At 75.5% G+C, this 18,772-nt stretch carries 15 protein-coding genes and 1 pseudogene; 11 read left to right on the top strand and 5 right to left on the bottom strand.

Annotated features, from left to right (window positions below):
- Positions 1-218 precede the first annotated feature (218 nt).
- From ACFY00_RS18145 to ACFY00_RS18120, 6 genes are all read left to right on the top strand, one after another.
- Positions 219-854 (top strand): helix-turn-helix domain-containing protein, encoded by a 636-nt coding sequence (locus ACFY00_RS18145; protein ID WP_388032484.1) that lies wholly within the window; start codon positions 219-221, stop codon positions 852-854.
- A complete protein-coding gene (locus ACFY00_RS18140) occupies positions 851-2,164 on the top strand; it encodes an MFS transporter (protein ID WP_388032483.1) in 1,314 nt (437 codons plus the stop codon). Before ACFY00_RS18145 ends, ACFY00_RS18140 begins: the two co-directional genes overlap by 4 nt.
- A gap of 10 nt (positions 2,165-2,174) precedes the next feature.
- Positions 2,175-2,765, top strand: coding sequence for an AAA family ATPase (locus ACFY00_RS18135; protein WP_388032482.1), 591 nt, complete (start codon positions 2,175-2,177; stop codon positions 2,763-2,765).
- A gap of 38 nt (positions 2,766-2,803) precedes the next feature.
- Positions 2,804-3,946, top strand: a complete 1,143-nt coding sequence (locus tag ACFY00_RS18130) for a M20 family metallopeptidase (protein ID WP_388032481.1) — start codon at positions 2,804-2,806, stop codon at positions 3,944-3,946.
- Positions 3,943-4,320 (top strand): hypothetical protein, encoded by a 378-nt coding sequence (locus tag ACFY00_RS18125; protein WP_388032480.1) that lies wholly within the window; start codon positions 3,943-3,945, stop codon positions 4,318-4,320. Before ACFY00_RS18130 ends, ACFY00_RS18125 begins: the two co-directional genes overlap by 4 nt.
- A gap of 368 nt (positions 4,321-4,688) precedes the next feature.
- Entirely contained in the window at positions 4,689-7,262 is a 2,574-nt protein-coding gene (locus tag ACFY00_RS18120) for a protein kinase (RefSeq protein WP_388032479.1), read from the top strand.
- Between the two features lie 198 nt (positions 7,263-7,460).
- On the opposite strand, the gene ACFY00_RS18115 is transcribed toward ACFY00_RS18120, so the two are convergent.
- Entirely contained in the window at positions 7,461-8,480 is a 1,020-nt protein-coding gene (locus tag ACFY00_RS18115) for an ROK family protein (RefSeq protein ID WP_388032478.1), read from the bottom strand.
- 303 nt (positions 8,481-8,783) lie between these two features.
- On the opposite strand from ACFY00_RS18115, the gene ACFY00_RS18110 reads away from it, so the two are divergent.
- The gene (locus ACFY00_RS18110; protein WP_388032477.1) at positions 8,784-11,735 is read left to right on the top strand and encodes a hypothetical protein; all 2,952 of its coding nucleotides are present in this window, start codon (positions 8,784-8,786) and stop codon (positions 11,733-11,735) included.
- 67 nt (positions 11,736-11,802) lie between these two features.
- Here the strand turns inward: ACFY00_RS18110 and ACFY00_RS18105 are convergent, their stop codons facing one another.
- Positions 11,803-12,444: a TetR/AcrR family transcriptional regulator gene (locus ACFY00_RS18105; protein ID WP_388032476.1), complete on the bottom strand. Its 642-nt coding sequence runs from the start codon at positions 12,442-12,444 to the stop codon at positions 11,803-11,805.
- Between the two features lie 99 nt (positions 12,445-12,543).
- Between ACFY00_RS18105 and ACFY00_RS18100 the strand changes: the two genes are divergently transcribed.
- From ACFY00_RS18100 to ACFY00_RS18090, 3 genes and pseudogenes are all read left to right on the top strand, one after another.
- Positions 12,544-13,359 (top strand): alpha/beta fold hydrolase, encoded by an 816-nt coding sequence (locus ACFY00_RS18100; protein ID WP_388032475.1) that lies wholly within the window; start codon positions 12,544-12,546, stop codon positions 13,357-13,359.
- 108 nt (positions 13,360-13,467) lie between these two features.
- A pseudogene (locus tag ACFY00_RS18095) lies at positions 13,468-14,397 on the top strand (NADP-dependent oxidoreductase); the annotation flags it as partial.
- 205 nt (positions 14,398-14,602) lie between these two features.
- Positions 14,603-16,120: an alkaline phosphatase family protein gene (locus ACFY00_RS18090; protein WP_388032474.1), complete on the top strand. Its 1,518-nt coding sequence runs from the start codon at positions 14,603-14,605 to the stop codon at positions 16,118-16,120.
- Positions 16,121-16,156: 36 nt separating this feature from the next.
- Here ACFY00_RS18090 and ACFY00_RS18085 read toward each other — a convergent pair whose 3' ends face one another.
- Positions 16,157-17,329 carry an 8-amino-7-oxononanoate synthase gene (locus ACFY00_RS18085; RefSeq protein WP_388032473.1) on the bottom strand — a complete coding sequence of 391 codons (1,173 nt, stop codon included), beginning with the start codon at positions 17,327-17,329 and terminating at the stop codon, positions 16,157-16,159.
- 107 nt (positions 17,330-17,436) lie between these two features.
- On the opposite strand from ACFY00_RS18085, the gene ACFY00_RS18080 reads away from it, so the two are divergent.
- Positions 17,437-17,580, top strand: coding sequence for a hypothetical protein (locus tag ACFY00_RS18080; RefSeq protein ID WP_388032472.1), 144 nt, complete (start codon positions 17,437-17,439; stop codon positions 17,578-17,580).
- Here the strand turns inward: ACFY00_RS18080 and infA are convergent.
- Together infA and ACFY00_RS18070 are read right to left on the bottom strand one after the other, a co-directional pair.
- Positions 17,568-17,792 (bottom strand): translation initiation factor IF-1, encoded by a 225-nt coding sequence (gene infA, locus ACFY00_RS18075; RefSeq protein ID WP_033216059.1) that lies wholly within the window; start codon positions 17,790-17,792, stop codon positions 17,568-17,570. The genes ACFY00_RS18080 and infA overlap by 13 nt on opposite strands.
- A 50-nt stretch (positions 17,793-17,842) precedes the next feature.
- Positions 17,843-18,598: a GNAT family N-acetyltransferase gene (locus tag ACFY00_RS18070; RefSeq protein WP_388032471.1), complete on the bottom strand. Its 756-nt coding sequence runs from the start codon at positions 18,596-18,598 to the stop codon at positions 17,843-17,845.
- Positions 18,599-18,772 lie beyond the last annotated feature (174 nt).

Raw genomic sequence — 18,772 nt, 5'->3', positions numbered from 1 at the left:
CAGGCGGTGCGAGTCGGCGGGCGTCCCCGTCCGGACGGATCGTGCGCGGCGCGCTGACGGTGAACCTACGGGCGCGCCGGAACCCCCCGCAATCGTCCGCGGGCAGACAACGCAAGCTGTTCACCGGGCCGTTGCAATGTTTCGCCCGCCGCCCGCACATCCCCTCGGCCAAGATGTGAGAGTTGACTCTCAGATACTGTGAGAGCACACTCTCAGGAATGAGCTCCGGCAACCCGCTCGGTGACGTCGAGGTCACCGACCCCAGGGCGATGCGCGCCCTGGCCCACCCCGTGCGGCTGGCGATCCTGGATCGGCTGCGGCGCCACGGTCCTTCCACCGCAACGGAGTTGTCGCCGCACGTGGGCGCGACGCCGACGGTCGCCAGCTGGCACCTGCGACACCTGGCCGAGTTCGGGCTGGTGCGGGACGCCGAGCCCGGGCCCGACCGGCGCAAGCGGCGCTGGGAGGCGGTCGGGCGCGGGTTCCGGTTCGCGCCGGGGGCGGACGGGGAGAGCCGGGAGGCCGCCGGGGCGCTCGCCCAGCTGATGTTCCGACGCTCCGCCGACGCCCCGGCCCGCTGGATGGCCGAGGTCGGCCCGACGCTGCCGCCGCAGTGGCTGCGGCTGTCCGGGCTGGCCGACACCCAGGTCGCCCTCTCCCCCGCCGAACTCGCCGAACTCTCGGACGCCATCGAGCAGTTGCTCGCCCCGTACGTCCACCGCGAGGCCGCCGAGCGGCCGCCGGACGCGCGCGTGGTGCGCCTGATGCGCTACGTCCTGCCGGAGGGCGCCGCGACGGACGGCGAGACCGGCACCGGGGCGATGGGCACCGGGGCGACGGGCGGTCCGGCGTGAGTTCGCCGCTGCGCGGGAACGGGCGGTTCCGGCGGTTCTGGGCCGGGCAGGCGGTCTCCCAGTTCGGGGACCGGGTCTCCGAGTTGGCGCTGCCGCTGATCGCGGTCGGCCCGCTGGGGGCGAGCACCGCGCAGGTCGCCGGGCTGACCGCGGCGCTCTGGGCGCCGAACCTGCTCGCGGTGCTGCTCGGCGCCTGGGTGGACGGCCGCACCGACCAGCGACGGCTGCTGGTGCTGGCCGACCTCGCCCGCGCCGCGGCGCTGGCCACCCTCCCGGCTGCCGCGCTGTTCGACGCGGTGACGCTGGGCCAGTTGTACGCCGTCGCGGTGGTGACGGGCACCGCGGGCGTGCTGTTCGGCAACGCGTACGCGCCGTTCTTCGCGCACCTGGTACCGCGCTCGGCCTACCTCGCCGCCAACAGCCGCCTCAGCAGCACCCGTTCGGCCTCGCAACTGGCCGGTCCGGCGCTCGGCGGGGTGCTGGTGCAGGTGCTGACGGCGCCCGTCGCGGTGCTCGCCGACGCGCTGTCCTTCCTGGCCTCGGCCCTGCTGGTCGGCGGCGTCCGGACCGACCCGCCGCCCCGCCCGGCGGGACCGGACGAAGCGGTGCGGACCCGGGCCCGGCAGGGGCTGGCGTTCGTGCTGCGCCACCCGTACCTGCGGGCGAGCCTGGGCTGCTGCACCACCGTCAACTTCTTCACCTTCGTCGGCTACAGCCTCACCGTGCTCTTCGCGGGCCGCGAACTGGGCCTGTCCGCGGGCCGGATCGGCTTGGCCCTCGCCGTCGGCGCGACCGGGAGCCTGCTGGGCGCGGTGACCGCCCCGGCGCTGTCACGGCGGATCGGCGTCGGCCGGACGATCGTGCTGGGCGCGGTGCTGTTCCCCGCGCCGACCGCCCTGCTGGTCCTCGCGGACGGCCCGTCCTGGGCGCGGACGGGTGTGCTGGCGGGCGCGGAGTTCCTCTCCGGCCTGGGCGTGATGCTCCTCGACGTCCCGCTGAACGCCCTGCAGACCGCGGTCGTCCCCGACCACCTGCGCAGCCGGGTCTCCGGCGCCTTCGCCACCGTCAACTACGGCGTCCGCCCGCTCGGCGCGCTGCTCGGCGGCCTGCTCGGCACCGCCCTGGGCCTGCGCCCCGCCCTGCTCACCGCCGCCGTCGGCGGCACCCTCGCCGCCCTGTGGCTGCTCCCCTCCCCGATCCCCCGCGTCCGCACCCTCGACGCCCTGCCCCCCGTCGACCCGTCCCCGTCCCCGTCCGCGCCCGCGCCGCGCACCGAAATCGACTCCCGCCCGACGGCGGTCGCCCCCTAGGGTGGCCGCCATGGACGACCTGGTCGGCACGGACGGCGCGGACGGCGCGGACGGCGCGGACGGCGCGGACGGCGCGGAACCGCAACCCGAGCTGCTGCTCCCCGAGTTCGACGGGACGGAACGCGGCCTGGCCGTGCTGATGTGCGGGCTGCCCGGCTCGGGCAAGTCCACCTACGCGCGGGCCCTGGAGCGGCGCGGCTTCACCCGGCTGTCGATCGACGAGGTGATCTGGGCCCGGATCGGCCACGACGCCGCCGAACTCGACCCGGCCGAGTACGACCGGCTGAAGGCTGCCGTCGAGGCCGAGCTGTGGCAGGAGCTGATCCGGCTGCTGACGGCCCGCCGCCCCGTCGTCGTCGACTACAGCTTCTGGCAGCGCGCCACCCGCGACCGCTACAAGGCCCTGATCGAACGGCACGGCTGCCGCTGGGAGTTGATCCGCCTGCGGGCCGACCTCCCCACCCTCCGCCGCCGCCTCGCCGCCCGCAACCCGCGCAACGACGCCAACAGCGTCACGGTCTCCGTGGAGACCCTGCAGCGCTACTTCGACGCCTTCCAGGAGCCCGTCGGCGAGGGCGAGCGCGTCGTCGTCCAGCACTGAGTGCCGAAGTGGTGGGGGGCACCGGATAGCCTTCGGGGATGACGAAGCGCAAGAGCGTCCGGGTGAGTGTCGAGGCGATGGTCGAGGACCTCGGGACACTCGTCGAGACCGAGTCCCCCTCGGGTGATCCCACGGCCCTCAAGGCTTCGGCCGGGGTCGTCGCCGCCATGATCGAGAACCGCCTGGGCGGACGGGCGGTCGTTGTCGAGCGGGAAGGGCTGCCGCACGTCCACTGGTCGGGCGGCGGCGAACCCCGGGTGCTGGTCCTCGGCCACCACGACACGGTGTTCCCGCTCGGCACCCTGGAGCGCCGCCCCTTCGCCGTCGCGGAGGGGCGGGCCACCGGCCCCGGCGTCTTCGACATGCTCGGCGGCCTGGTCCAGGCCGTCCACGGACTGGCCTCGCTCGACGACCTGACCGGCGTCGAGATCCTCGTCACCGCCGACGAGGAGGTCGGCTCCCGCACCTCCCGCGCCCTCATCGAGGAACGCGCGCTCGCCTGCGGCGCCGTCCTGGTCCTCGAGGGCGCCGCCGACGGCGGAGGGCTGAAGACCGCCCGCAAGGGCTGCGGCACCTTCGAGGTCTCCGTCACCGGCCGCGCCGCGCACGCCGGACTCGAACCCGAGGCCGGGATCAACGCGCTGATCGAGGCCGCCCACCAGGTCCTGGACATCGCCGCCCTCGGCCGCCCGGAGCTCGGGACCACCGTCACCCCGACCGTCGCGTCCGCGGGGACCCTGGACAACGTCGTCCCGGCCGAAGCCACCGTCCTCGTCGACGTCCGGGTCGAGACCGCCGCCGAGAAGGACCGCGTCGAGGCCGCCTTCGCGGCCCTGACCCCGCACCTCGACGGCGCACGGATCACCGTCCGGGGAGCCGTCGGGCGGCCCCCGATGCCCGAGTCCGCCTCGCTCCGGCTCTTCGCGGAGGCCCGGCGGCTGCTCCCCGGCCTCGAAGGCCGGGCGGTCGGCGGCGGGAGCGACGGCAACTTCACGGCGGCGCTCGGCGTACCGACGCTCGACGGCCTCGGAGCGGTCGGCGGCGGCGCCCACGCCGACCACGAGTACCTGCTGGTCGACGCCATGGCCGAACGGGCGAACCTCGTCGCCGGCCTGGTGCGCGCGATCCGCGACGACCGGGCACCGTCCTCCGGATCCGTCCGTGAGGTCGTCCACCCGTGACCGAGACCTGGGTGGTCGATGACGGCAGCCGCGCCTCCGTGTCGTCCGAGGGGGTGCTGGAGGCCCTTCGGTCGAGGATCGCCGACGGGCGGTTCGAGACGTGGCTGACCAGTTCGTCCGGACGGTCGCTGGCCTTCGTGACCAACACCCAGCGCGCGATGGTGGTGCTGCTCGAAGCGGAGGGCGATCCCGGCGAGCACGCGGTGGACCCCGGATCCGACGGGTCGAGCGACGGGTTCGTCCTGTCCGACGGACAGCACGACGAGTACCCGGACCAGGACACCGTGCCCATCGGCGAAGCGTTCAGACTCGTGGAGCACGTCGTCGGCACGGGCTCGTGGCCCGCGGACGCGCAATGGGTGGTCGATCGCTGACAGCGGCCCGACGCCCGGCCCGGACGAGAACGGCGGCGAGGTGGGGTGCGGCCTGGTGGGCGACGGCAGGTCCGTCCGCTCGTACGGGCGCCAGTGACGTACCGCAGCCGCGACGGACAGCACACCACCGGTCGCGCGGGCGGAGGCCGGAGGCCGCCTGCCCTGGGCCGATGGTCTGCTGGGGGGCGGGCCCAAGTGGCGTGTCGGGTGAGCAGTGGTCGTCGAGCGCGCCGGTGCCGGGCGGTGCGTGGGCGTCAGAGCAGGTACCCGGGGCGGGAGATCGGGAATTCGATACCCCTGCTGGGGACAGGGTGATGTCCATACGCTTGTCCTCGGTCAGTACACCGGAGAAGCGTGAGCGGGGGACCGTGGCGAACGAGATGGAGCCGGGCCGGGTGGTCGGTGGACGCTACCGCCTGATCCAGCAGTTGGGCGCGGGCGGCTTCGGGCAGGTCTGGCGGGCGCGGGACGAGACGCTGCAGATCGACGTCGCGGTCAAGGCGGTGTGGATCCCGCCCTCCGCAACGGAGGAGGAGCGGCGGGAGCGGCTGGTGCGGGCGGAGCGCGAGGCGCGCAACGCCGCGCGGCTGCGTGACCACCCCAATGTCGTGACCGTGCACGACGTGGTCGTCGACGACGGAGTCCCCTGGATCGTCATGCAACTCGTCGACGGCGTCTCGCTGCAGCAACGGCTGGCCGCGCAGGGCCCGTTGAACGTCGGGGCCGCGGCCTCGGTCGCGTCGGCACTGCTCGGCGCCCTCGGCACCGCTCACGCCGCGGGCATCCAGCACCGCGACGTCAAGCCCGCCAACGTCATGCTCACCGGTGACGGGCGGATCCTGCTGACGGATTTCGGCATCGCAGTCCACCACGACGACACCGCGCTGACCGGGACCGGGCTGCTGATCGGCTCGGTGGAGTACCTCGCGCCCGAACGGGTGCGGGGCGGCGGCGGCCCGGGCAGCGATCTGTTCTCGCTCGGGGTGACCCTCTACCAGGCGGTCGAGGGCTTCTCGCCGTTCCGCCGGGGAACGGCGGCTGACGCGTTGAGCGCCGTCCTGTTCGACGAACCGCCCCGACCGCAGCGGGCGGGAGCGCTCGCCCCGCTCATCGCCCGGCTGCTCGTCAAGGACCCGAACCGCCGGGCGACGGTCCAGGAGGCCGGTGCGCTGCTGGAGACGGTGACCGCAGGCGGTTCCGGCTGCACGCTCGGGCCCGTCGCGTCCGTCGCGCCCGTCCGGCCCCCGGCCGTCGCCGCGCCGGACGCCCGGCACCGGCGCCGGGCGATCGGTGCACTGGCCACGGCGGAACAGGCCGCCCGCGCCTGCGACGACGAGGAGGGGGCGCTGTGGATCGCCCGGGCGGCCGGTGTGTGGGCGGGCATCGACGCGGTCCGCGGATCGGCCCTCGCCGACGAGGCCGAGCGCGCCGCTCGTGCGGCGGAGGAGCCGATGGAGCGGCTGGTCCTCCTCGCCGAGACCGCCGGCAGCCTGGCGGCACTCGGTGGCGGGCGGGCCCGGACCCTCCTGGAGGAGGCCGAGTCCCTGCTGGACCAGCTCGACGGCCAGGACCGCGAAACCGCCCTGCTGTTCCTGGCCCGGGCTTTCTTCGCCGTCGATCCCGGTGGGGAGAACCGGTTCGCGGACGAGTACGAGGGCCTCCTGCGCGCCGAGGAGGACGGCGCGGACCTGGCCGAGGAGCTGTGGATGCTGGCGGACGAGTGGTACGACGTCGCCCCCGACCGGGCCGGGGAACTGGAGTCCGAGGCGGCCGACTTGAGCGCCGCCGCAGCTGCGCCCCCGCGCGTTCCGGCTCCGAGGACCGCCGACCGGAGCACCCCGGGCGCCGAGGAGGTCGCGGCTGCGCACGGGGCGGAGCGCACCGCACGCGCCCTGCCACCGGGGCGGGAACGGGCCCTGGCCCTCCTGCACGCCGCCCGCCTCCTCGCCCCGCTCGACGCCGGCCTGGCTGAGCAGCTGACCGCGGACGCGGACGCGGAGGGGGACGTCGCCCGCGTCGCCTTCCAGTGGCGCCGGGCGCGCCTGCAGCAGGAAGTCCGGTCGGTGCGCGTGGGGGTCGCCGGGGCTTGCGCGGCCACCGATCCCGAGCGGGCCGTCGCGCTCGCGGAAGCGGCGACGGCCGGTCTCGCCGGTGTCGGCACCGACGAGGAGTCGGACCGCCTCCGGTGCGAGGTCGCCGCCGTGCTGGTCGACGCCGCCGAAACGCAGGCGGCTTCCGCCGCGGAGGACGCGCTGGCGCTCGCGGCGCGCGGCGTGGCCATGGCCCGGCAGGTCGGTCCTGACCACGCGCCCTACCCGGCGCTGGCCGCGATCGGACGGGCACTGGTGAACTCGGCCTGGTGGTTCGTGCACCACGTCGAGCAGGCCGTCATCGGGGGCACCGATCCGGACCGCGTCGATCAGCTGCTGGCCGACACCGAACGCGCCCTGGCCCTGCTCTCCGAGCACGTCGCAGGGCACCCGCAGCTATGGGTGGTCGAGGGGATCGACGGCGTCATGGTCAAGGAGACGCGGGTACGCGCCGAGGTCGCCGCGGCCGCGATCGACGTGGTCGTCCGTCTGACCGCCCGGCATCCCGAACGAGGTCTGCGGTTGCTGCCGCGAGCCGACCGGCTGGTCCCTGACGGTGACGACCACACGGCACTGCGAACGGCGCGGTCGGCGCTGGCGCAGAACCTGATGCTGGCGAGCTGGCGCGCCGGGGCCGACGGGTCCGAGCTGGCGGAGCAGCTGTTCGAGGAAGCCCTGCGGCACGCCGTCGACCTACAGCACTCGCTCTGGCTGGTGCGTTTGACGCGGATACAGTCCCGCACCGACCCGGAGAGGGCTGAGCGGGTCGCCCGAGCCGCCTCCCACGACGGCACCCGGGCCGAAGCCTGGCTCGCCGTCGCACGCGCCTGGCTGCGCCGAACCGCGGCCTGAGCGGCGCTCCGTGCGGATCGGCCGGTTCCGCCGCGTCACCCGGGGGTGCGGGCGGCGCCGGGGTCCGTCCGTCCCGGGGCCCGGGGCGACGGTCCTCGACACCGAGGCATCGAGGCACCGAGCTCCGGGAGCGGGGTCGGCCCCGCCCCGGCGTCCGGCTCGCGAAGGCGCGGGGGCGGGGCCGGGACGGGGCGCGGGTCAGACCGGCAGGGCGGCCGGGCGGCGGGCGGCGAGGAGGCGGCCGGCGCCGATGAGGCCGGAGTCGTCGTCGGCGGCGCCGAGGACGACCGTGTCGCGGATCTCCTCGGGGGTGAGGCCGAAGCAGCCGAGCCGTTCGAGTTCGGCGGTGAGGAGTTCGGCGTAGCGCGGGCCGACGGCGAGGGCGAAGCCGCCGATCAGGACGTAGCGGCGGATGCCGATCGCGGTGAAGACGGCGGTGATCGCGGAGGCGAGGGCGGTGATGCCGGGGCGCAGGGCGTCGGTCGCGAAGGCGTCGCCGGTGCGCAGGGCGGCCACCAGGGCGTGGTTGTCGAGCTGTTCGGGGTCGGGGGCGGTGGCGGCGAGGGCGGAGCGGGCGTAGCCGTCCGGGTCGGCGCGGGCGGCGCGGCGGGCGGCGGCGAGGGCGCCGCGGCCGGAGGCGAGGGCGCCGAGGTGGCCGCGGCCGCCGCAGTCGCAGGGGGCGGCGTCGGGGGACGGGTCGACGGTCCAGTGGCCGAGTTCGCCGCCGTGGCCCTCGGTGTCGAGCAGGACCTCGCCGTGGCGGAAGACCTTGTTGCCGATGCCGGAGCTGACCGTGATCAGGCAGAACGGCCGCTCGTCGGCGGGGTCGACGTAGCGCCAGACGGCGGCCGTCAGGTCGTTGACCACGACGACGGGCAGGCCGAGGCGCTCTTCCAACTGCCGCCGCACCGGGAGCTGTTCGCCGGGGCCGCCCCAGACGGTGGGCGCGGCCAGGGCGCGGCCGTCGGCGGTGACGGGGCCCGCGAAGGCGATGGCGACGGCGCTGCTGCCGTGGCGTTCGACGGCTTCGGCGGCGAGGGCGGCGACCTGGTCGAGCACCCGGGCCTGCAGCTGGGCGACCGGCAGGTCGGGGTGCGCGGCTATGCCGTCGGTGGGGACGCGGCGGACGTCGGTGACGGCGTCCTCGGACACGCCGTAGCGGGCGGTGCGCAGCGTGGTGCCGCCGAGGTCGATGACGGTGAATGCGGCGTCGGACAAGGCTGGCTCCCCAGGCTTCGGTGCTCGGTGCTCGGTGCGCGGTGCCCGCGCTTCCGCCGTACGGCGGTGTACGGCGGTGTACGGCGGCGTGCGGGTGGGCTGCGGCGTGATCGTACACGGCCGGGGGCGAATATGGGAGCGCTCCCACAGCGTCCGTCCCCCACCCCGCCGGGGCCGGACCGGTGTGCGGCGTCGGAGGCGGGGTCTACATTGGTCTCCCGGCGCCGCTTCGGGCGCGGGGCGGTGGCTACGGGGGTGGCGATGGCGTCCGGTTCGGGTCGTGGCGGCACGGGGATCGGCGGGGTGCGCACCACCGCCAAGTACGAGGTGGACGCGCTGGTCCAGGACCTGGTGGCGCAGTTCAGCTCGGCCCGGCTGCCGATGCCGGTGGTGGTGCTGTACGCGCAGGAGGACGATCCGGAGCTGGACGCGGAGGTCCGCTCCGTGGTCCGGGCGGTGCAGGAGGCGCAGGAGGGCGGCGACCTGCCGCACCGGACGGTGCCGTACGCGCCGGACGGCGATCCGCACGGCAATGCGATCGCGATCCTGGACGGTCTGGCGAAGGGCCCGTGGGCCCGCCGCGGGCCGTCCTGGTACCGCGGTTACCCGGCGCCCCGCTCCCGGCTGGTGGCGGCGATCGAGGCCGCCACCCGGCACGTGCTGGACGACGCGGCCGGGGCGACGACCACCGCCGGGGCGGGATCGGCCGCCGGGGCGGGATCGGCCGCCGGGGCGGGATCGGCCGCCGGGGCGGGATCGGCCGGGCGGCCGTTCGAGGAGCTGGTGGAGTCGGTGCTCGCCCGGCTGCGGGACCTGCACTGGCGTCCCGAACCACGGGGCACCGGTGGCGAGTTGCAGCGCCTGCTGTCCCCCGTCCTGAACTCCACCACGCTGATCGGGGCGTTCGTCCTGGCGGCGCTCACCAGCCTGCTGACGCAGGCGAGTTGGCAGCTGGTCGCGACGGTGCTGCTGGGGGCGGTGGCGGTGCTCGGGGCGACCGGCTGGGTGCGGCGCAACACGGCGCCGCTGTCCTGGCTGGGCCCGGCCAGCCGCTGGTTCGCCACGACGACGTTCCTGGCCGCGTCGGGGCGGCAGGCGGCGGCCTGGTCGCTGTGGCGGCCGCGGATGTCCTGGGACGTGACGCAGGCCCGGGCCCGCGAGGTGGCCGGGGAGATCCTGAAGGCCCAACTGCCCGGCACCCCGGCCGAGGAGCGCGACCGCGCCCAGCAGTTCCACCTCCAACTGCGCACCCTGGCCCTGCTGGAGGACCTGCGCTGGGCGCACCGCTCCTGGGCGCCGGACGCCCGGGGCCGCAAGCGGCGCGTCCCGCCGGTGGTGTTCGTGCCGCGGGCGGACGCGCCGGGCGGCGCGCTGCGGGTGCTGGGCGCGATCTCCGACGTGCGCAGCCGCCGCAGCGAGCAGGACCCGCTGCTGGTGCTGGCCGCGGTCGCGCACGCGGACGTGACGGCCTGGCTGGAGGACGAGCGCACCGTCCCGCCCGGCGGGCACTCCTTCGGTCCGCTGCGCGGTCCGTACGAGAACTGGGTGAGCGACCTGCGGGTGCGTCAGGCGCCCAGCCGGGGGCGGGCGTTGGCGTGGACGCTGCCGGTGCGGCTGACCAGGCAGCAGTTGCAGGCGGGCGGGAGCACCCGGTTGGCGCCGGTGCCGGTGCGGCGGTCCTGGTGGTTCCTGTGGTCGCGCTGGTCGGTACTGCTGGCGCTGGTGCTGGTGGCGGCCGGGGCGGGGCTGCGGGTGCAGCAGTTGGCGGATCAGTACTGCGAGGCCCGGCTGGTGGGTTCGAACCCGGATGCGGTCTGGCGCACCGGCCCGGGCGGGACGCGGGAGTGCGTGGGCGTGGCCACCGGCTCGGTGACCTTCGCGGGGGACGGCGGCGTGCGCCTGAGCGGCGAACTGCCGGGGCGGGACGCCGGGCGCACCGGGGCGGACGTCGGGCTGGGCGAGCTGGAGGAGGCGATCCGGCGGGAGAACGCGCGGGTGGACGCGCTGCCGGACGTCCGCTACGTGACGGTGGTGTACGCGGGCGCGCTGACCACCGCGGCCGGGCAGGAGGGCCGGGCGCTGAACGGCCTGAAGGAGCTGGCGGGCGTCCACCTGGCGCAGGTGCGCAACAACGCGGGCGACCCGCTGAAGGTGAAGGTGCTGGTCGCCAACGGCGGGCAGGACATGTACTTCCAGACCGAGATGGTGCACCGGATCGTCGACCTGGCCGCCCGGGACCGCTCGATCGCCGGGGTGGTCGGCCTGGGCCGGGACACCGAGGACAGCGACGCCGCGCTGACGCTGCTCCAGCAGGCGGGCCTGGCCGTGGTCAGCACCACCAACTCGGCCAGCTACCTGGCCCGCGGCCACGTCAACTACTTCGGCCTGGCCGCCACCGACCAGGAGGAGGCGGCGGCGCTGCGCCTGATCGTCGACGGCCTCGGCACCCCGCCGCCGGACCGCTGGGCGGCCGTGCTGACCCGCACCCCCACGCCCGACGACCGCTACAGCCCCGAGCACGCCCGCTACGGCAGCGCGATGCTCACCGAGGCGGGCTACCGGCTGATCGGTGGCCGCCCGCTGGAGTACGGCCTGAACAGCAACGGCGACCCGGACTACGAGCAGGCGCTCGCCACCACCTGCCACGGCGAGCACCCGCCCGCCGTGCTGTACCTGGCCGGGCGCGCCGACGACGTGAACCAGCTGATGCGGCGGCTGGCCGACGACAAGGGCTGCGCCCGGCCGTTGACCGTCCTCACCGGGGACGACCTGACCAAGGCGCAGTTCCGCACCGGCGGCACGGCGGTGGCCCCGCAGGCCACCCTGTACTACACCGCGCTGAGCGACCCGGCCGCGACGGCGCGCGGCTCCGACCTGGCCGCGACCGCCGCGGGCGTCCTGCACCTGGTGCCGCGGACCGCCAACCCGTACGAGGACGACGTCTTCTCGGACGGCTCGCTCGCCCTCGCCTACGACGCGGTGGCGGCGCTGCAGGCCGGTGCGGCCAAGGCCGGGGCCTCGCAGCTGAGCGGGACGGGTTCGGTGATGGCGGCGCTGCGCGCGGTGCAGCTGAACAACCGGCCCACCGGGACGGTCGACTTCCGCGGGGCGGCCCCGCTGGCCACCGACCCGCAGCCCGGGCACGGCCTGCACGTGATCCGGGTCCGGCGCGACGCGCAGGGCGCGCCGGTGGTCGACCACCTGTGCGGGCGCCCGGCGGGTGAGACGGCTCCGCTGACCGGCTGCGCGCCCTGAGCGGGGGACGGTCGGCAGCTGGCGCCCCGCCTCCAGCGGGCCGGGTCGCGGGCCGACGCGCGGCGCTTCAGGCCCCTGCTGCCCCGGCGCCCGCGCTCGCGTCCTCGCCCGTTCCTGCGGGCCAGGCCCGCAGGGCGATCTCGGCGATCCGCTCCAGAGCGGCCCGGTCGGCGCCGTCGCGGGCCTGGGTGGACATGCCCTGGATGACGGAGGCGTAGAAGCCCGCGAGGGCGTCCGCCTCCTCGGCGACCCCGGGGGGCAGCAGGCCGGCCGCCGCGTCGGCGGTGATCTTGGCGGCGATCGCCTTCTTGTTGCCCTCCCGGACGGCGCGCAGTTCCTCCCGGACGTCCCGGGCGGCGTCGGTGGTGTTGGTCGCGGCGTCGACGACCAGGCAGCCCGGCGGGTGGCCTGGGGCGGCGTACTCCGCGGCGGCGAGCCTGAGCATGGTCTCGACGGCCTCGCGGGCGGTGGGCCGGGCGAGGGCCAGGGCGCCGTAGCGGCCGTGGGTGTCGGCGTAGCGCTGGACGGCGGCGGTGAACAGGCGCCGCTTGTCGCCGAACGCGGCGTACAGGCTGGGCGGGTTGATGCCCATCGCCTTGGTCAGCCCGGCCAGCGAGGTGGCCTCGTACCCGTGGCGCCAGAACTCGTGCAGTGCCGCGTCGAGCGCGGCGTCCCGGTCGAAGCTGCGCGGGCGCCCCTTGGTGGTCATGCCGGAATTCTATAGCGATCCCTACAGAGCGTGCTACGGTTCATCTGTAGCGATCACTACAGAAATCGGGGCGACACCGCCCCAGGAGGGGGAACTCCCATGTCCGTCACCGCTTCCGGCACGTCCGCCGCACCCGCCGCCCCGCTGGCCCGCACCGTGCGCGGCTCCGGCCCCGGCCTGCTGCTCGCCCACGGCGCGGGGGGCAGCACCGAGGCGAACTACGGGCCGATCCTGGACGGCCTGGCCGCCGGGCACACCGTGGTCGGCGTCGACTGGCCCGGCACCGGCGGATCGCCGCGCGCCACCGGCCCGTTGGACGCCGACGAACTCGCCGACCAGTTGGTCGCCGCCGCCGACGCCGAGGGCCTCGACCGCTTCGCCCTGGTCGGGTTCTCGCTCGGCGGCCCGGTCGCGATCCGCGCCGCCGCCCGCCGCCCGGAGCGGGTCAGCGCCCTGGTGCTGACCGCGACCTTCGCCCATCGCGACGCCCGGCTGGACCTCGCCGCCCGGCTGTGGGGCGAGCTGTACGCCTCCGGTGCCCACGGACTGCTCGCCGAGTTCCTGACCCTGGTCGCGTTCAGCACCGAGGCCCTGGACGGCACCGACCCGGCCGCGCTGCGCGGGGCGATCGACGCCCTGGCCGCCGCGCTGCCGCCCGGCACCCCCGAGCACGTCGACCTGGTCCGGCGGATCGACGTGCGCGCCGACCTGGCCCGCGTCCAGGCGCCCACCCTGGTCGTCACCACCACCGCCGACCCACTGGTCCCGCCCGCCCTGCAGCGCGAACTGGCCGCGCGCATCCCCGGTGCCCGGTCCGTCGAACTGCCCACCGGGCACCTGCCGTTCGCCGAGCGGCCCGCGCAGTGGCAGGACCTGATCACCGGCTTCCTGGCCGAGCACCGCGCCACCGCCTGACCCGCGCCACCGCCCTTCTCCCGCCTGCCGCCTGCCGCCTGCCGCCTGCCGCCTGCCGCCTGCCGCCTGCCGCCTGCCGCCTGCCGCCTGCCGCCAAGGAGTCATGTCGTGCGTGCCGTCTCCCAGTCCACCGTCGGTGCCCCGTCCGTGCTGCACACCGTCGACCTGCCCCGCCCCGCCCCGCTGCCCTCCGAGGTCCTCGTCCGGGTGCACGCCGCCGCCGTCAACCCCGTGGACGCGATGGTCCGTTCCGGCGCGTTCCCGCTGCTGGGCGAGCCGCCGTTCGTGCTCGGTTGGGACGTCTCCGGGGTGGTCGAGGAGGTGGTGCCGGGCGTGACCAGGTTCGCGGTCGGCGACGAGGTGTACGGGATGCCGTTCTTCCCCCGGCCGGGCAACGGGTACGCCGAGTACGTGGCCGTCCCGTCCCGGCAGTTGGCCAGCAAGCCCGCGAACCTCGACCACGTGCAGGCCGCGGCGCTGCCGCTGGCCGGGCTGACCGCCTGGCAGGCGCTCGTCGACACCGGGCAGGTCGGCCCCGGGCAGCGGGTGCTGGTGCACGCGGCCGGCGGCGGGGTCGGCCACCTCGCGGTGCAGATCGCCAAGGCCCGCGGGGCGTACGTGGTCGCCACCGCCAGCGGCGGGAAGGCGGAGTTCGTACGGGGCTCGGCGCCGACGAGGTGGTCGACCACCGCGGCACCGACTTCACCGAGGTGCTCTCCGACCTGGACGTCGTCCTGGACGGTGTCGGCGGCCCGGTCGGCCCCCGCTCGATCGGGGTGCTGCGCCCCCGGCGGCCTGCTGGTCACCCTGGTCGCCCGGACCGACACCGCCCTGCGCGACGCCACCACCGCGGCCGGGCGCCGCTTCGCCGGCGTCACCGTCGAACCCGACCGGGTCGGCCTGGAGGCGCTCACCGCCCTGGTCGAGGACGGCCTGCTGCATCCGCACGTCGAGCACACCCTCCCGCTGGAGGAGGCGGCCAAGGCCCACGAGCTGATCGAGCGCGGGGACACCCGCGGCAAGATCGTGCTGACTCTCCGAGGCCCCGGCCGGGGGCCGGTCGGCCCGCGGTCAGCAGGCCCCACAGGGCCAGAGGCAGGGCCAGGGGCAGGGGCCACGGGCCACTGAATTTCGGTGCTTGTTCATACAACTGTGGGCTCGGTGCGGGTTCGCGCTCGCCCGCCCGGCCCATCCTCGGTTGCCGGTGCGACCGCACCGTCCCGCTTCCGCGTTGGGAGACCCCGTGCGCAACTCCCGTTCCACCATGGCCCTTTCCCTCTCCGCAGCGGCCGTCGTCGCGGCCGCGCTCGTCCCGCTGGGCGGTTCGTCGGCCGCTGCGGCGAGCGGTGCGTACAACGGTCTGCCGAACGGCAGCAAGCAGGCCAAGACGCTGGTGATCGGCATCGACGGCACCCGGTACGACAAGCTGCTGACGGCGGACGCGCCGAACCTGAAGGCGCTGATGGCCTCGGGCACCACGGCGACGTCGAACCTCTACGCGAACCCGCTGGCGCCGACGCTCTCCGGCCCGGGGTGGTCGACGATCGCGACCGGCGCGTGGCCGGACAAGCACCGGGTGCTGGACAACAGCTTCACCGGTGCGCGCTTCGACCTGTACCCGGACTACGCGAGCCGCCTGGAGGCCGCGGACCCGGCGAACTCGACGCTGGTGATCGGCTCCTGGAACCCGATCACCGCGAACGTCTTCAACGGCGCCGCCGACCTGCGGATCCCGGAGGGCGAGAACGACGCGAAGACCGCCTCGGACGCCGCCGACTACCTGGCGCACGGCAACCCGGACTCGGTGTTCCTGCACTTCGACGAGGTGGACGAGGCCGGGCACTCCTACGGCGGCGCGTCCAGCCAGTACCTGGCGGCGATCCACGGCGCGGACGGCCTGGTCGGGCAGGTGCTCACCGCGCTGAAGTCCCGCCCCACGTACGCCGCGGAGGACTGGCTGGTCGTGGTCACCACCGACCACGGCCACACCGACGCGGGCGGCCACGGCGGCAACAGCGCCAACGAGCGGCAGACCTGGATGGTCCTGAACGGCCGGGGGTACGCCGCCGGGGCGCGCCGCTACGACGTGAAGCCGGTGGACATCGCGCCGACCGTGCTCGAGCACGAGGGCGCGCCGATCGACCCGGCCTGGGGCCTGGACGGCAGGCCGGTCGACGAGATCGTGCCGGACGCGTTCGACGCGCTGCGGCCGAGCCTGCAGACCCGGGTGGACGAGAGCGGCATCGGCTCGACGGTCAAGGGCTTCACCCACACCCCGCCGGCCGGCTGGACGGTCGACAACTCGCGGATGCCGAGCGGCGGCGTCACCGAGTGGCGCGGCTGGGCGTTCGCCACCGACGAGTTCTGGACGGCGGCGCAGCTGGGCCAGGGCCGGGAGACCAACGTCCGGGCCCGCGACGTGTTCGCGGTGGCGGACTCCGACGAGTGGGACGACAAGGCGCACGGCACCGGCCAGTTCGACTCGACGCTGGTCAGCCCGGCGTACCCGGTGGCGGGCCGCACCCGCGGCACGCTGTCCTTCGCGACCGACTACAAGGTGGACGGCCCGCAGACCGGCGACGTGTACGTGTCCTTCGACGGCGGGGCCGCGCAGTTGGTGAAGTCCTACCGCGCCGACCTGAACACGGTCGAGCACCTGGAGGTGGCCGTCCCGGCGGGCGCGTCCACGGCCCGGTTCCAGTTCCGCTACACCGGCACCAACTCGGCGTTCTGGACGGTCGACCAGGTGGTCTTCGGCTGATCCCGCCCGGGGCGGGCGCGCTTTGGGCGCGCCCGCTCAGCGGGTCTTGAGCACCACGCCGGCCGCGAAGGCGACCTGCTCGGCCGTCAGGTCGGCGCGGGCGGTCAGCCGCAGCCGCGGGACGCCGTCGGGGACGGACGGGGGCCGGAAGCAGCCGACGGCCAGTCCCTCGTCCCGGCAGGCGGCGGCCCAGCGGACGGCGTGCTCGGGGTCGTCGGCGCGGACGGAGACCACGGCGCCGTCGGGGGCGGAGGCGTCCAGGCCCGCTTCGGCGAGCCGGTCGGCGAGTTCGCGGGCCACCCGCAGGGCGTCGGCGGCCCGGCCGGGTTCGGCGCGCAGCAGGCGCAGCGCGGCGAGGGCGGCGCCGACGGCGGCGGGGGCCAGGCCGGTGTCGAAGATGAAGGTGCGGGCGGCGGAGACCAGGTGGCGGATGACCCGTTCGGGGCCGAGGACGACGCCGCCCTGGGAGCCGAGGGACTTGGAGAGCGTCGCGGTGGCGACCACGTCGGGCTGTCCGGCGATGCCCGCGGCGGCTCCGGCGCCCGCGCCGCCGGGGCCGAGCACGCCCAGGCCGTGCGCGTCGTCGATGACCAGGGCGGCGCCGTGCGCGCGGGCGGCGGCGAGGTGGGCGGCGAGCGGGGCGGCGTTGCCGTCGACCGAGAACACCGAGTCGGTGACCACCAGGGCGCGGGGTTCGGTGCGGGCGGCGAGGGCTTCGCGCACCGCGGCGGGGTCGCCGTGCGCGGCGCGGGCGACCCGACCCCTGGCGAGGCGGCAGCCGTCGATCAGCGAGGCGTGGTTGTGGGCGTCGGAGACGATCAGGGTGTCCGGTCCGGCGAGCGCGGTCAGGACGGCGAGGTTGGCGGTGTAGCCGGAGGAGAACACCAGGGCGGCCTGGTAGCCGCAGAACTCGGCGAGTTCGCGCTCCAGCGCGGTGTGCGCCTCGGTGGTGCCGGTGACCAGCCGGGAGCCGGTCGCGCCGCCGCCCCAGCGGACGGCCGCCTCGGCGGCGGCCGCGGTGACGGCCGGGTGGCGGGTCAGCCCGAGGTAGTCGTTGGAGGCCAGGTCGAGCACCGGGTCGTCGGCCGGGCGGCTGCGCAGCCGCCTGGTCAGCCCGGCCTCCTCGCGGACGGCCGCGGCCTCGTCCAGCCAGTCGAACACCCGCTCCGGACCTGCGCCCGCTTCCCCGACCTGCGCGTCTGCCACCATGCCCGGCACTCTGTCACCCGCCGCGCGGCCGGGGCAACGCGCGCCGCCCCGATGTGCGGCGTCCCACACCCCGGACCCTCCCGCCGGAAAACCCCTCGCCCCCGCCGGTGCGGCGCCGGCTGCTGGGCACCGAGGACGACCCGCACGTGCTGCGCAGCCTGCGCCACGCCCTGGAGCCGGTCCGCGGGTACGGCCCCGCCGCCGGTGGGGCGGCGGGGCCGTACGGCCTGACGCGGGGTCAGTTGCGGTAGCGGTACATGATGCGACCCCTGGTCAGGTCGTACGGGCTGAGTTCGACCAGGACGCGGTCGAACGGGAGGATCTTGATGTAGTTCTTGCGGATCTTTCCGCTGATGTGGGCCAGTACGTGGTGGCCGTTCTGCAGTTCCACCTTGAAGGTGGCGTTGCGCAGGCACTCGAGGACGGTGCCCTCAAGTTCCAGACCTTTTGATACGCGCGGCAAGGGGTCTCGATTCTCTGGTGGGAAAACTGGGTGTCTGTCAGCAGTGTCCGTCAGGGGTGGACCAGGTGCAGGAGGTGGCCGGTCCGTTCGGCGCCGAAGCCCTCCAGGAGGGTGGTGGCGGCGGTGCGGGACTGGTCGACCTCGGCCCGGGCCGTGGTGGTGCCGGTCTCGTGCAGGGCGTGCAGGGCGTGGGCGAGCAGGGAGCGGCCGATGCCGTGCCGCTGGTGGGCGGCGCGGACCGCGAGCAGGCCGATCCGGGCGGGGCCGCGACCCCGGCACACCACGCGGACCAGTCCCGCGTACCGGCCCTCGTGGAGGGCGACGGCGTACAGGGACGGGTCGATCAGAGTGTCCCCCCGTGGGCCGGGTCGAACCTCCGCGGGCATGGTGTGCCAGCCGGAGGCGGCCTCGACCTCGGCCCGGATCTCCCGGTCCAGCAGCCGCAGTTCGGCCTCGTCGGCCGTTCCGGCGGGCAGCACGGTGACCCCGGGGGCGGGGCGGGGGTCCGTCACGGCAGTGGGCAGGACATACTCCCACTCCCGCCGTTCGGTGACGAAACCGGCCCGGCCCCAGCGGGCGGCCGACTCGGTGTCCTCCCCCGCGACCAGGGTGTGCAGGGGTGCGGGCAGGGCGGCGAGCATCGCGGCGGCCAGCGGCGCGAAGGCCGCGTCGTCCCACACGTCGATGCTCACGAAGCGGCGCCCGTCGGGGCGCCGGGACAGGTCCGCCTCGCCGACGACCACGTCGTCGGAGAGCGCCTGCCACTGGGTCTCGTCGACCCGGATGATCTGCACGGTGTTGTTCATCGGCTCTCGCCTCTCAGGAGTGCTTGCGTTCTCACGCGGGCGCTCCCGACGACACCTGTGTCAGTCGTTACACCGTGGGGCAAAGGGGGAGCACCCGCCTCGATCCAGCTCTCATGGGGGAACTCACCTCCTCGTCTCCGATCACGGCGTTCCGAACACTACCAACCCCCGACC

Origin of the sequence: Kitasatospora sp. NPDC001540 (assembly GCF_042894345.1) — a bacterium.
Lineage (GTDB): Bacteria > Actinomycetota > Actinomycetes > Streptomycetales > Streptomycetaceae > Kitasatospora > Kitasatospora phosalacinea_C.
Note: the sequence above shows the minus strand (reverse complement) of the source record. Positions and strands in the feature narration are given on the sequence as shown.

What these genes read in the sequence shown, in the direction of transcription:
- ACFY00_RS18145 (WP_388032484.1), top strand. Translation starts at nt 219, where the DNA reads ATGAGCTCCGGCAACCCGCTCGGTGACGTCGAGGTCACCGACCCCAGG.
- ACFY00_RS18135 (WP_388032482.1), top strand. Translation starts at nt 2,175, where the DNA reads ATGGACGACCTGGTCGGCACGGACGGCGCGGACGGCGCGGACGGCGCG.
- ACFY00_RS18130 (WP_388032481.1), top strand. Translation starts at nt 2,804, where the DNA reads ATGACGAAGCGCAAGAGCGTCCGGGTGAGTGTCGAGGCGATGGTCGAG.
- ACFY00_RS18105 (WP_388032476.1), bottom strand. Translation starts at nt 12,444, where the DNA reads ATGACCACCAAGGGGCGCCCGCGCAGCTTCGACCGGGACGCCGCGCTC.
- ACFY00_RS18100 (WP_388032475.1), top strand. Translation starts at nt 12,544, where the DNA reads ATGTCCGTCACCGCTTCCGGCACGTCCGCCGCACCCGCCGCCCCGCTG.
- ACFY00_RS18085 (WP_388032473.1), bottom strand. Translation starts at nt 17,329, where the DNA reads ATGGTGGCAGACGCGCAGGTCGGGGAAGCGGGCGCAGGTCCGGAGCGG.
- ACFY00_RS18070 (WP_388032471.1), bottom strand. Translation starts at nt 18,598, where the DNA reads ATGAACAACACCGTGCAGATCATCCGGGTCGACGAGACCCAGTGGCAG.